We start from the raw sequence: 13284 nt of genomic DNA on the forward strand, positions 1-13284 counted from the left end.
CGACGCTTCTCTTCCGATCACCTCCGATCTATTAACAAATTGTTAACATTTTAGCATTATCAATATTCAAAGTCAAAGGGCACTTTGAATAAATTGAACAAAGATGATTATCCGCCTACAAAACCCCTTTCACATTCACCAATATCCAGTAAATACCTGCTGCAATCAACCCGCTGACCGGGATCGTGATGACCCATGTTGTCAGAATATCACCGACAACATTCCAGCGCACCTTGCTCAATCGTTCCGAGGAGCCCACGCCGACTATTGAGGAACTGACGATCTGGGTGGTGCTGATCGGTGCGCCTCCGAACGATGCTGCAAAGATGACAAATGCGGAAGTCAGCTGTGTGGCAAAGCTGTGCACCGGGCGGATCTTATAGAACTTCCCCCCCAGGGTGCGGATCAACCTCCAGCCGCCCACTGCAGCGCCCAACGCCATCATCCCTGCACTCGCGGCGACCACCCAAAACGGGACAACAAACTCGTTCAACACACCGGCGATCAACAGACTGAGCGTGATCATACCCATCGTCTTTTGCGCATCGTTCGTCCCGTGGCTGAGCGCCAGCCCGACAGCTGTAAAAAACTGGGCGCGTTTGAAAAATTCATTGATCCGCGGAGAGGCGGCGCGTACCAGAAAATAAATCAGCCTCAGCATTGCAAATCCGACCAGAAACCCGGCCAGCGGAGAAAGCAACAGCCCCAACAAGACTTTTGTAATTCCCTGAACATTGACACCACCTGTGCCAGCGGCAAATACTGTCACACCGATCAATCCACCGATCAACGCATGGGATGAACTACTGGGGATCCCAAAGAACCAGGTGGTCAAATTCCAAAGAATTGCCGCCAGCAGGCAGGCAAGGATGGCATCAAGAGATAATAGACTGGATTTGACAATATCACTACCAACCGTCTTTGCCACGGTCACACCAAACAGGAAGGGCCCCAGGAATTCGGCAACCGCCGTCATCCCTAGCGCCGTCCTCGGATGGAATGCCCGTGAGGAGATCATCGTCGCCACAATATTACTGGAATCCCGCATGCCGTTTAGGAAGCCATAAACAAGCGCCAGGATGATAACAAGGATCAGCCCATTCGGGATTAACAGCATGTTAAGTTTTCTTGACCACGATGTCAGCTATGATATTCGCGGCTTCATCACCGCGGTCCGCCGCGTTGGACAGATGACGATATACCTCGCGCATCTTTAACATTTCCACAACATGGTGGACATCCTCGGGTCCGCTGAACAGATCCGCAACCGCCTCCCGATAAACCGCCTCCACGCGGTTCTCCAACGCCTTTGCGCGCTGCGCATGGTCAATGGCAACATTCGGATGCTTGGGCAGGCGCTGGACGGCATGCCATATTTCATATGCTGCGTCCTTCAAAAGGGATGCGATCCTGAGCATATATGGCGTGGACTCCACATTGAGGATCACCATTTCGATCACTGTGCTGTCGGCATAATCCACAACATCATCGATCGAGCGGGATAAGGCAAAAATATCCTCACGGTCGAACGGGGTGACAAAGGTGCGGTTCAACTCATCGATCAGGATGCGGCGGACTTCATCCGCCTCCTTTTCCTTAATGGAAAGCTGTTCGGCAACATCCGCATCCAGCGTTTCAAGATATTTTACGAGCAATCTCAATGCCTCGTAGGTAACGGAAGCCTGTTCCTCAATCAGTTTTTGAAAAACATCCTCTCGGCGCTTAAACCATCTGAACATAGCATCTCCAAATTCGTCTCAAAAATCTACTCCATCGGTTCCAAATTCCCGGACACCATGCCCGGGAATTGTGCGTGAAGCTTTTCATCCAACTCAGGCGGGATCAACGGCGCGGTATTACTTGCCATGATTTCCCGGACGCGCTTCATCGCGCGGGTTTGTATATCTGTCGCACCCCTCTTCTCCCAAATGGTGCGCGGATCCCGGTCCGCCATTTTTGTCATCACGGCCTCCGTCTTCATGCGGCCGATCGTGTGCTTGGCCACAATATAGGAGCCACCGGGACCAATTTCCTTGATCAAGTCGACCGCAAGTTCATCGCCACTGAAATTGATGCCGCGCTTGGTGCGCTTCATCATCTGCGCGATTTCGTCGTCAATGACAGCTTTTGCAAAGTCAAAGGTCTTCAACGCATCGATCAAACCGCCAATATTGAACATGTCCATGCCCGCCAGCAGGCCGCCGATTGCCGACATGCCGGTTTCATATCCCGCCTGTGCATCATTGACTTTGGAGTTGGTTAAACCAATATAACCACCGCAGGGCAGATCATAATAACGGGACATCTGCGCAAAAGCCATGTGCAGCATGCCGCACTCCATCGCACCGGAGGTGTAGGCGCCCGTCCGCATATCAGCCACCGTGGCAAGCGTGGCATAGATGGTCGGCGTTCCCTCCTTCACCATTTGCATCAAGACCAGAGCGGATAAAAATTCAGCATTGCCCTGTGCCAGCGTCCCAGCCATGGACATGGGCGAAGTCAGCCCTGCGTTCGGAACGATGGTTGGGTAAACGGGCAGACCCTCGCCCGCAAAGTAGATTATATTTTCAGTTGAAAGGTTATCCATCGTCAGCGGCGAGACCACAGGGCAATAATGATGTGTAAGAAAGGGATGCTCCTTATACGCCTCCCTGCCGCCCGCCACCGTGTATGTCATTTCCATGATACTGAGCGTATCCTTGTGATCGGTGGTGGTGACACGGATCGGTTTGAGACAATACTTGATGGACGGATACAGCCTCGAGATTGTGAATTGATCTGCAGGCGCGTCTTCCGCCAGGGTTGAGATGGAGAAGATGTCGTAGCCGGGCAGTTCATTGATGAGATGTGCGATCTGGGCAATATCCCTGGACTCAGCGCGTCTCTCCTCGCCTGTCAGCGGGTCAATAATATCGGGTGCCGAGCTGGCCGTAACAATGACCGGGCTGTCCCGCGGAATCGTTTTATCGAATTTCGGATCACGCCCGTAAAAGGTGAAGGACGGCGGGACCATCCTGCGATATTTTTCGACCACGCTGCGCGGAAACTTAACGCGTTCATCCTCAACCATGCAGCCGTGCTGTTTGAAGACGTCACGTGCAGGCGCATGACGCACTTTCAGGCCGACATCCTCGAGAATTTCCAGCGAAGAGTCATGGATACGTTCAACCTGTTCCTGCGTGAGTAAAGCGGCAAATGACATGGGACACATCCTAATCAATAAATTATTCGACCAGCGATTTTTTGATCTTCTTGCGGTCCATCTTTTTCTTGGGCAGAAACTTTTCGGCGAATTTGCGTCCTTCGGTGACAAGTACGTTGTCAACCAGCGGGCCGCTTTTCGGCAGCGTAAGGAACTTCCGTATCGTGTGGAACTGATCACCGCGATAGATCATGCGCTCAACCCGCAGTGTCTTTGCCAGTGCTTTGATCTCCCTGACAGGTGACATTCGCAAACCTGAATGGGTAACCTTCAGGGAGGCTGCCGCAATCGCAAAGCGGACGGAGTCCTCTAGGTTGAATTCATTCAGGTACCCATAAATAAAACCCGATGAAAACGTTGCACCCGCGCCGGAGCCGTCCACAACCTTGACCTTGGGCGCATGCACACGAATGATCTCCTCGCCGTGTACAACCATGCATCCCTGGCTTGCCATAGTAATCAGTGCGACCTTTATACCAGAATTGAACAGTTTGCGCGCCACGGAAAGCATGGACTGCTTTTTTCCGATCTGCGCGGCATCCGTTACTGCCTGGCAGATGGTGACAAGGCCCGAATATGTCCGAAGCAAATCAGGGTGTTTATGTCCATGCTCAAAGTTCAGGAAGACGGGGATGTTGTGGCGCTTTGCCGCCTCCATCGCACGGACAATATGGTCGCCGTCATACCAATCCACATATAATAATTTTGATTTTTTGATCAGTGACAGGTCAGCCGTATCCAGCGTGCTTAATATTTCCGGCGACCTTTGCCAGAAATACGTCCGCGCCCCCTTTTTGTCAGAGATATTCACCTCGAGCGGCGTCTTATATTTTTTCGTAAAGCGGACTGCTCCCTGCACGCCCGCCGCCTTCAAGGTATCCGCCACGTGATGGCCGAGCAGGTCATTGCCGACGGCTGTGCCTATCATCGCGGTCGGCACATTCCACTGACGCAGGTTACATGCAATGATTGCGGCGTCATCATAGACGTACTCGCTGACTTCATGCACAATCGCGCCGGTATTATGCTTCGGCAGTTTGTCCAGGGCCATGATGTAGACAGGGGTCAACATGCCGAAGCCAACGTACTCAGGAGGTGCCAGTTTGGTTCGGGACATATCGTTACACACAAAGGACATAAAATGCGCAAAGGGGAAACCCTTTAACCGCACTTCCGTCGTCGCCTTTGTATCCTTCGTGATCAGAGAACATGTTCAAGCACGCAGCCTTTCGCTTTTTGGATCGTACAATACAGATGCGGTCACTTCCGCTTCACGCATGCCTTCGATCAATTCCACAGTGAAACGATTTCCCTGCCTCGCTACTTCAATCGGTAAATACGCAAAGAAAATATTTTTCTTCACGCTGAAGCCATAGCCGCCGCTGCGGACACGGGTCAATACATTGCCTTCATGATAAACCGCCTCGCCGCCATAGATTTGGGTGAATTCGTCTGTATCGGTCAATACCAGCGTGCAGAGTTTGCGCTTCACCCCCTCCGCCTTCTGCTTGACCAGCGCCTCACGCCCGATAAAGTCACCTTTATCGAGATGTACGCAGAATCCAAGCCCGGCTTCGTACGGCGTTTCAGACGGCGTGATATCCACTGTGAAGTAGCGGAAGCCCTTCTCCAGCCGTAGCGGATCAAGCACCTTGTACCCGCCGAGTCCCATGCCAAACTCCCTGCCTGCCTCGATGAGCATGTCCCAGACCATCGTGGCACGGTTGTTCGGGATGTACAACTCCCAGCCCAACTCACCCGCATAACTGACGCGCTGCGCCAGAACCTTCACCCCGTTGACCGTGATCGGCCTGGTCATCAAATATGGATGCGCTTCGTTGGTAACATCGTCACCCGTGATCTTCCTCAACACATCGCGCGACTTCGGCCCCCACAACGCAAGACAGGCATATTCCTGCGTAATATCCCGGATGGAGACATCACCATCCTTCTCATCCACATGCATCTGGATGCGCGCCAAATCATTAGCGATGAAACCGGAACCTGTGATGGCCCAGAAATAATCCTCACCCAAACGTGTAACGGTCAAGTCCGATTCAATCCCGCCGCGTGTGTTCAGGAATTGGGTGTAGATCGCGCTGCCAACGGGCTTGTCCATATTGCTGGAGGTCAGTCTTTGCAAGAGCGGTAACGCGCCCCTGCCTTTGACCTCAATTTTCCCAAAGGAGGTCAAATCGAAGAGAGTGACGCGCTCGCGGGTGGCACTATGCTCCTGTCGCATGCGCTCGAAGAACGGAGGTTTAGACCAGCCCCACTGGCGCTGGTCTTCGCCCATGCGGCGCGATTCCCTGCCTGGTTCAAAATAATTGACGCGCTCCCAGCCAAACTTTTCGCCAAAAACCGCACCGTTTTCCAACATGCGATAATGCAGCGGACTCACGCGATGAGGTCTCGCGGTCTCATGCTCGTCATGCGGAAAGCGCAGGCGATAATAATATTTCACGCTTTCCACTGTGCGCTCTGCCGCGTATTTGAAATCAGAATAATAATTTCCAAAACGCGTGGCGCGATAACCATACACATCCATCGGTGCTTCACCTTCGATGATCCATTCCGCCATCAACTTGCCCATGCCGCCCGCACCGCCGTATCCGTTCAACGACATGCCCGCCATCATCCAGAATCCGCGCACACCCATCATGGGTCCAAGCAATGGCTGGCAATCCGGTGTGTAGGCGCCGGGATGGCGCACCAGCGTGATGATGCCCGCCTGATCCAAGAACGGCAGACGACGGATCGCACCTTCGAGCAACATCTCAAACTGGTCAAAATCCCCTGGGAAACTTTTACTTCCATGTTCCCACGGCGTACCATCGATCCAGCGCGGCAGCGGCTTCGGCTCATAACCACCAATGACCAACCCGCCCTGTTCCTGCCGCATGTAAACCAGGTTATCAGGGTCACGCAAACAAGGTGTCTCGGATGAAAACTCATGCCCCGGCACGGCGTGAAGCGCAATGTGCTGATGGTCCACGGGAGTGGTCGGGATGTCAAGTCCTGCCATGGCGGCGATGCGCGGTGCCCACATCCCCGCTGCATTGACGATGATCTCGCATCTTATCTCGCCCTTGTCTGTTACAACCGCCTGAACCTCTCCCTTCGCTGACAATTTGATTCCCGTGACACGTGTGTTGGTATACACTTCCACGCCCATCTCTTTTGCAAAATTCACCGTGGATGTGGTGGCAGTGTACGGGTCCAGTTGACCGTCGCGGGGAAGATAAATGCCGCCGTACAAATCCTTTTTGGAAATCTGCGGCATGACCTTCGCGGCTTCATCAGGCGAAATTACTTCGCAATCCAAGCCCAACGCTTTTGCGCGGCTGACACTGCGCTCCAGCTCAAGCAGTTGCTCCTTGCTCGAAGCCACGCGCAAACTGCCGACATGATCGAACAACCCCAACTCACTGTACAATTCCACGCTGTACATGCGGAATTTCAGCATGGCCTGCGACGTGGCGAACTGCGTCACCAACCCTGCCGCGTGCGACGACTCGCCGCCGGCAATCTCGCCTTTTTCAATAATGACGACATCCTTGCGCCCATATTTTGCAAGGTGATAGGCAACCTGCGCCCCGAAAATCCCACCGCCGATGACAACAATCTCTGCTTGACTTTTCATCTTCTTCACTCCAAATGATATAAACAGAATGAGCCGCGTAATGGATACACGCCTTCCCACACCGTTGTTTACATTTTCACTTCATCCAGCCACTTCCCAAATTCGTTCGAGTCCATCTTCTCCACCGCCCTGCCCCAGCGTTCCTCGGCCCAGCCCCAGAAATCAAAGTCAATCTTGGAGATGTTCGCCTGTATCGCCGCCCATAATCCCCAGCCCACATCCGACATGATCATATTCAGCTTCATGCGTGCGATCATGTCCTCCCGTGCATCTCCAAAGTACGCGGTGCAAACTTCGGCAATCTGCCCGTCATTGAATTCCATTTCCTGGCAGGTATTGCCCAATTCAAAGGTCGGGTCGTTATTCCCGCTGTATTCGTAATCGATCAACCACAATTGCCTGCCGTCGTCAATGTAATTTTCAGCCAACAAATCATTATTACACGGGACGGTCGGCAACGGTTTGGCATTCATCGCCTGTTCGATGCGTTTGACCGTATCCATGCGTTCAGTGTATCCCTTGGGGGTTTTGATATTACGCTCGCTGCACAGGCGTAGATAATACTCTGTGAGACGGAACATGTTGAAGTCCAGTTTGAAGCGCGGACCTTGATTCAATTTTTTGATCGTCTGCGCCATGCGAGTCGGCATGCCCGCCTGATTCAATGATTCCTTGGACATGGTCCTGCCGTCCAGGAATTCGATTACCATCGAACTGTACTCAGGGACATGATGCAAAACCTTTGGCGCAACCCCTGCATACGAGGCAGCCCTGGCATTTTGGTGTTCATTCTCCCGGTCGATGGCAAGCAATTCGGTACTCGCGCCCGGAACGCGGACAAAGTGCGGCACTCCGTCCACATCCACCCTGTAATTGGTATTGGTCAAACCGCCTGAAAGCGGGGTGATGACAATATCCCTTCCTCGCCAATCCGCGACTTTGGAAACAACTTCTTGTATCATAAGTGGTCAGCCTCCCGAAAACATAAATCGAACGGTGGTCAGTGTTTGAAAACAAACACTGACCACCCACATGATACTGGAGAAATAATCCTACTCGGGCGGGATTTCCTTAAAGGCGTAATCCACGTTGATGCCCTTGGATTTTTGCGCATTCTTGGCAATGAAATACCAAATGGCTGAGAAGATCAACACTCCAAAAACAACGCTGTAAGCCAACGTGCTGGTAAGCCCAAGTTGCGCATAGAACATGAACATTAAGATCATCGCGCCGCCAAGGATGAAACCAAGCACGCCGAGGATGGTTACCAGCGGAATATTCCCGATTTTATATTTTGCGCCAGGCGACGATTCGTACACTTCTTTTGCGCGGTAAGGCAATAACGCGCCTGCCAGGCAAGTGATTACAAATACATAACCGCAGGCGAACGTCACGCCAAGCGTCAGCGCGACCCAGCCGCCATGGAGGTTATACAGCAGAATGACGGGAATGCTGGCGAGGAAATACGCCAAATGGGCGTTGACCGGGGTGTGGCGTTTCTCGTCCACTTTGCTGAGCCACTCGGGCAGCAAACGATCCAGCGACATGGCGACCATGACGCGCGTCATGCCGATATAGCAGTTATGCACGATCTGATGCGAGTTGAGAATGTAACCCAGGCCTATGATGATGACGACCAGAGGGCTGGCTGTCAGCGCAACCGCAATGATGTTGGGCCAGAGCCAGAACCCGGCGATGGTTGATTCGCCAACGCCGGACCAATAGCCTGCACCGGCCACATACAGGAATTCCGTGCCAACCGCTTTTTCCAACGCAAAAGCGAGAACGGCAAGCAATACGCCTGTAAAAATCAACGAGCCGATAATAATGAACATCTGGCTATTGAAGGAACGCGCATTCTTGATTTCGCCGTTTTGCTGGGCGCTATAGGTTGCCCATTGCAGCGATGTCCACGCAATCGGGGCGATCAGGATGGTAGCCAGCAAACTGAAAGACGGATTCAAATTCACGCCGGCGGCGATGGAAGCGTCCTTGGCGGTCTGGACAAAATTCTGCGTTCCGCCCACAGCCAGAGCGAATGCGTCAATCTTTGTCATGGATGAAGCCGGGTCGCCCAGGAAGAGAACGACCAGCATGGTCGTAAAAGCGAGCAATGTGCCGCTGATCATGACAGCCTGGAAACGCACATAATTTTTGAATCCGCTGATGAGAATCATCATGGACACAAATGCGTTCAGGATGCTGGTGATGATGACCCCGGTCGAGCCTGTAAACCAGATGCCCACGTTGGACAATGCCGCGCTCCCCATGGTTGCCCCAAGCCCAAGGAACAAAGGCGCGAACCCAAGATAGGAAAGCAGCCATCCCGAAAGCGCCACCCATTGAAGGATCCAGATCACATAACCGGACATGACCACAGTAAAGGCCAAGCCGCCGCCAAACACGCGGCTCTGGAACACATAGTCGCCGCCAGAGCGCGGCAAGGCAGTGGAAAGCCACACATACACCAAGGCAATCGGGATCTCGATCACCATTGCGAGCAAAATACCCCAGACCAGTTTGCCGCCGGGCAGCGCACCCGGCGCCCAAAGATACGTCCACGGGAAAATTAAGCCCATCGTCAAAATGTTGTAGACGAAGGCGGAGAACGGAGACATCACCCGCACAAGCCCGGAGGCTTTTCGGGTGAATACTTCTGGTTTTGCAGTTGCTGTAGCCATTTCTTCTCCTTTGGTTGAAATATTTCAAGCCGTTCCAATTCTCCTTACACGAAACCGTTCCTTCAATCTGAACCATCGCCTCCTTTCACTACCCCTGAAAAAAATCATCCGCTGGTCATCTGGTAGCCCTGCACTTCGCCGTCCGCAAAGGTCACCAGGCAGCCGCGCAGGATGCCTTCGGCATATTCACTGCCGGGATTGATACAAGTGGTCCGCCCAAGCCGCGCAACCGATTGGGATTCATGGATGTGACCATGCAACCCAAGCATGGGCTTGTACTTTTCAATCGCCTCACGGACCGCGCTCGAGCCTGCTCCAAATAACACAACCTGACCACCCCTGACGATCTGCTCCGGCGGGTCCTTGTCCCAATCCAGCATGGGGCAGGTATCGAGGGTCGAGTCCTTAGGCGGGTCGTGGAAGTTGAAGATGGCTTTGTCCATGTCCGGGACGAGCGCCGCCATCTCTTCGATCATTTTTCCGAGTTCCTCCTCCGAAACCTCGCGCGGCGTCTTCCACGGCGTCGGCGTGCTGATACCGACGGAGATCATCGTGTGGTCGTCGTCCACATGGACCATTTCATTCTCGCAGGCAAAGAAGGACTGGGTTGGCTCCTGCTTCATTACGTTCAGCACTTCCCATTCATCGTCGTTGCCGCCCGTGACGAAACATTTGATGCCCGTGCCGTTCAGCCGCTCCTCGGCCAGGTTGACCCAATCGGACATTTTCTTTTTGGCGAGTTCGTTGAACAACGCCTCCACGGCGTGCGGGTCGGCTTGCAGGCTTTTGAATTCGTCCTCCTCCATCACCTTGTGATAAAAGCCGAGGATATCGAGTTTGCCCAAAAGGGCTTTCAATTCCTCTTCGGTCCCGAGATGTTCAGTGCGTCCCTGCACGGTGGCGCGGTGATGCCCGTTGCGTTCCTTGATGATGGGGATCATCAACTTCCCTTGAATATCTCCGCCCATGACAATGACATTCACATCGTAGAACTTGCCCGCATTGATGAACTTGCGGAAGGTGCGCTCCGAGCCATGAATATCGGTGGCGAAGAAAAGGCGGGTTGGTTCTTTCTTTGGCTTCCTCGAAAAGAAGGACATTGGTTCCTCCAAACAAAATCCGGCACGCGGGTAAATGCGTCAGGCGGGGATGGGCGCGGAACTGGCAAGCAGACATGAGATTTTTTGAGCCGCAAGCGAGTCCACTGCCGATGAATCAAGGCGTTCGTCTGATACCAGCTTATCTATTTCCTCAATATTGGCCACTTGAAAATTGGAAACCACGCCCCATTTGCTGTGGTCTGCAACCACAATGACCTGCCCCTTGGTGCGTTCGATCATCCGCCGAACGACTTCCGCTTCGGCATTTGTCGGGACGGTGCAGCCGTGTTTGAGGGAGATTCCGTCCACGCCGAGAATCGTTTTATTTGCATAGACCAGACCTAAATTGTCCAGCGCGAAGCGGCCAGCCAGGGAGTTTGAACGGGACTGGAACTCCCCGCCTGTCATAAAGTAATGAAAGCCCGGGTCGCCGAGATCCAGTACCGCACTGACGTTATTCGTAATGACGGTGATGCTGGGGTCGCGGCGGATGTGTTGCAACACCTGCGTAACGGTGGTACCGCTGTTGATGAAAACAATATCACCCGCTTCGATTAGCGAGGCGGCAAGTTCGCCGATCTGACGTTTTTCGTCGGGGTGATGCTGTGCACGGTGTTGATATTCCTGTTCAAGGATCATGCGCTGATTGAGGATCGCGCCCCCATGGGTTCGTTCGAGAACCCCCCTGCCTTCCAGCCATTCCAAGTCGCGGCGGACAGTCGCCTCGGAAGTTTCCAACAATTCACACAGATCGGCCGTACGGACAATCTGGTGAATCGACAGATACTCCTGAATTCTCTCTCGCCTTTGTGCTGGAATGAGTGGTTTGCTCATCAACTGGTCTTGGATTAGGGTGAAGGAAATTGCTTGTTTTTGATGCGCCATTATATAAGAATATGATAAAATTTGCAAGTTTTTGATTTTTTCATTATAATAACGAAAAGTTCCAACAACAAAGAAAAGCAGGACTTCCATGTGCATACGGAGAATTGCATGTCAAACAGTTTCATTGGAATGGGTGAACAGGATCGTTCTGAACGGGAGAAATTCGAGAACGAGTTAAAGGTAATACTGAAAGCCAGCGATGAAGCGACCATCCTATTGAGGGTGATCGGCTCGCTGGCTTTTCAAATGCATTGTCCCCGGTTTGGGTATCTGCAAGCCGCCTTGGGACGCGCATACACGGACATTGACTTTGCCGCGTACAGCCGACAGAGCAAACAAATCAGTGAACTGATGGCGAAAATGGGCTATATGGAAAACCGCGAAGTGTACATCGCGTCCGAGGGCGAACGCGCGATCTTTGATAAACCCGGCACAGGCCTGCATGTCGATATCTTCTACGAAAAACTGGATTTCTGCCACACCATTTACTGGAAAGACCGCCTTGAAGTGGACTCTCCCACCATCCCGCTAACGGAGCTGCTGCTCGAAAAAATGCAGATCGTACAGATCAATGAAAAAGACATTATTGACACCATCATGTTATTACTTGAACATCCTTTGGGGGACGTGGACAAGGAGACCATCAACATAAAACTTGCCGCGCAGTTATGTGCGAATGAGTGGGGGCTTTGGCGCACGACCACCATGAATCTTGAAAAAGTGAAACAACTTGCCCAGCAGTACACACAACTCTCCGCTGAAGAAAAGGAAAAAGTGGCCGCGCAGGTGGACAATATTCTTGCACGCTTAAACGACGAACCCAAACCGCTCGCCTGGCGCATCCGTGACCGCGTGGGCGATCGTGTCAAATGGTATAAAGAAGTGGATGAAGTATAAGGAGTCACCATGGCAAAACTTGTCAAGGACTTGATGCACGCAGGATTGATCACCTGCAAACCAACCGCCACACTCGGACAGGTGGCGGTGCTGCTCAATCAACATCACGTTCATGCCCTTGTGGTAACAGATCGCGATGGGCGTACGCTGGGTCTGATTTCTGATTTTGACTTGATGGCGGGTGAATGGCTCTCATCCGATGAGCAGAGCCTCGCAGTGATGCGAAAGCTGACCGCTGCGGATCTTATGTCCCAGCCGGTTGATACTGTCGAGGCAAACACTCCCCTGCCGGACGCAGCGAAAATGATCATGGAGAAAATGGTCAGCCGCCTGCTGGTCACCGAGAACGGAAAATCCGTCGGCATTATTTCCCTGTCCGATTTCATTGCGAGCATTGCAGGTGAAATGAAGTCAAAGCGGGACACCGTCGGCGATGTCATGTCGGATGCCATCCTGGTCTGCCGCGGAAAGACCCCGGTGGTCTCTGCGGCGCGCGCCATGACATCCTCAGGCTGGCGTTCAGTATTGGTCGTGGATGCAAAAGGCAAGATCCTCGGTGTGGTCAGTGGACATGACTTGATGCGCTTGATCAAGGACGGGGTGGATGAAACACTGATCGTCCGGGATGTGATGCACCCTGCACTGACCATTGACATCCATGCCAGCCTGCGCGAAGCGGCGGATATGATGATCCAGAACCATTATCACAGGCTGGTGGTCATTGACAAGGAGGATCCCGATGCGTTTCCGCTCGGTGCCATCTCCACGTTTGACATTGTGGCAGAAATGGCAAGGCCTGATTCCGTCTGGCAAAAATAACTTCCATCCCCACCCTTCCCCCGTGCCGGGGAAGGTGGCAATTTAAGGAGACAACAT

Annotated in this window: 11 protein-coding genes; 2 read left to right on the forward strand and 9 right to left on the reverse strand. The window is 52.9% G+C overall.

Annotation, left to right across the window (positions count from 1 at the left end):
* Positions 1-115: 115 nt before the first annotated feature.
* The 9 genes from QY332_17570 to QY332_17610 all read right to left on the reverse strand — a co-directional run bounded on the left by QY332_17570 (position 116) and on the right by QY332_17610 (position 11460).
* Positions 116-1117 carry an inorganic phosphate transporter gene (locus tag QY332_17570; GenBank protein ID WKZ35424.1) on the reverse strand — a complete coding sequence of 334 codons (1002 nt, stop codon included), beginning with the start codon at positions 1115-1117 and terminating at the stop codon, positions 116-118.
* A 1-nt stretch (position 1118) separates the two neighbouring features.
* The gene (locus QY332_17575) at positions 1119-1739 is read right to left on the reverse strand and encodes a DUF47 family protein (GenBank protein ID WKZ35425.1); all 621 of its coding nucleotides are present in this window, start codon (positions 1737-1739) and stop codon (positions 1119-1121) included.
* 26 nt (positions 1740-1765) lie between these two features.
* Complete coding sequence (locus QY332_17580) at positions 1766-3202, reverse strand: trimethylamine methyltransferase family protein (GenBank protein ID WKZ35426.1); 1437 nt, start codon at positions 3200-3202, stop codon at positions 1766-1768.
* 22 nt (positions 3203-3224) lie between these two features.
* Complete coding sequence (locus QY332_17585) at positions 3225-4319, reverse strand: carbohydrate kinase family protein (GenBank protein WKZ35427.1); 1095 nt, start codon at positions 4317-4319, stop codon at positions 3225-3227.
* A gap of 96 nt (positions 4320-4415) precedes the next feature.
* Positions 4416-6845, reverse strand: a complete 2430-nt coding sequence (locus tag QY332_17590) for an FAD-dependent oxidoreductase (protein WKZ35428.1) — start codon at positions 6843-6845, stop codon at positions 4416-4418.
* 68 nt (positions 6846-6913) lie between these two features.
* A complete protein-coding gene (locus QY332_17595; GenBank protein WKZ35429.1) occupies positions 6914-7807 on the reverse strand; it encodes a choline/ethanolamine kinase family protein in 894 nt (297 codons plus the stop codon).
* Between the two features lie 90 nt (positions 7808-7897).
* Positions 7898-9526 (reverse strand): APC family permease, encoded by a 1629-nt coding sequence (locus QY332_17600; protein WKZ35430.1) that lies wholly within the window; start codon positions 9524-9526, stop codon positions 7898-7900.
* 104 nt (positions 9527-9630) lie between these two features.
* On the reverse strand, positions 9631-10626 hold the full coding sequence (locus QY332_17605; GenBank protein ID WKZ35431.1) for a hypothetical protein: 996 nt from the start codon (positions 10624-10626) through the stop codon (positions 9631-9633).
* 39 nt (positions 10627-10665) lie between these two features.
* Entirely contained in the window at positions 10666-11460 is a 795-nt protein-coding gene (locus tag QY332_17610) for a DeoR/GlpR family DNA-binding transcription regulator (GenBank protein WKZ35432.1), read from the reverse strand.
* 159 nt (positions 11461-11619) lie between these two features.
* On the opposite strand from QY332_17610, the gene QY332_17615 reads away from it, so the two are divergent.
* Positions 11620-12408, forward strand: coding sequence for a hypothetical protein (locus QY332_17615; GenBank protein ID WKZ35433.1), 789 nt, complete (start codon positions 11620-11622; stop codon positions 12406-12408).
* A gap of 9 nt (positions 12409-12417) precedes the next feature.
* Positions 12418-13227, forward strand: coding sequence for a CBS domain-containing protein (locus tag QY332_17620; GenBank protein ID WKZ35434.1), 810 nt, complete (start codon positions 12418-12420; stop codon positions 13225-13227).
* Positions 13228-13284: the final 57 nt, after the last annotated feature.

The organism is Anaerolineales bacterium (genome assembly GCA_030583885.1).
Lineage (GTDB): Bacteria > Chloroflexota > Anaerolineae > Anaerolineales > Villigracilaceae > Villigracilis.

Bases quoted from the DNA above. Each gene is read 5' to 3' on its own strand.
- QY332_17620 (WKZ35434.1), top strand. From the start codon at position 12,418: ATGGCAAAACTTGTCAAGGACTTGATGCACGCAGGATTGATCACCTGC.
- QY332_17580 (WKZ35426.1), bottom strand. From the start codon at position 3,202: ATGTCATTTGCCGCTTTACTCACGCAGGAACAGGTTGAACGTATCCAT.
- QY332_17570 (WKZ35424.1), bottom strand. From the start codon at position 1,117: ATGCTGTTAATCCCGAATGGGCTGATCCTTGTTATCATCCTGGCGCTT.
- QY332_17615 (WKZ35433.1), top strand. From the start codon at position 11,620: ATGTCAAACAGTTTCATTGGAATGGGTGAACAGGATCGTTCTGAACGG.
- QY332_17590 (WKZ35428.1), bottom strand. From the start codon at position 6,845: ATGAAAAGTCAAGCAGAGATTGTTGTCATCGGCGGTGGGATTTTCGGG.
- QY332_17575 (WKZ35425.1), bottom strand. From the start codon at position 1,739: ATGTTCAGATGGTTTAAGCGCCGAGAGGATGTTTTTCAAAAACTGATT.
- QY332_17600 (WKZ35430.1), bottom strand. From the start codon at position 9,526: ATGGCTACAGCAACTGCAAAACCAGAAGTATTCACCCGAAAAGCCTCC.
- QY332_17585 (WKZ35427.1), bottom strand. From the start codon at position 4,319: ATGTCCCGAACCAAACTGGCACCTCCTGAGTACGTTGGCTTCGGCATG.
- QY332_17610 (WKZ35432.1), bottom strand. From the start codon at position 11,460: ATGAGCAAACCACTCATTCCAGCACAAAGGCGAGAGAGAATTCAGGAG.
- QY332_17605 (WKZ35431.1), bottom strand. From the start codon at position 10,626: ATGTCCTTCTTTTCGAGGAAGCCAAAGAAAGAACCAACCCGCCTTTTC.
- QY332_17595 (WKZ35429.1), bottom strand. From the start codon at position 7,807: ATGATACAAGAAGTTGTTTCCAAAGTCGCGGATTGGCGAGGAAGGGAT.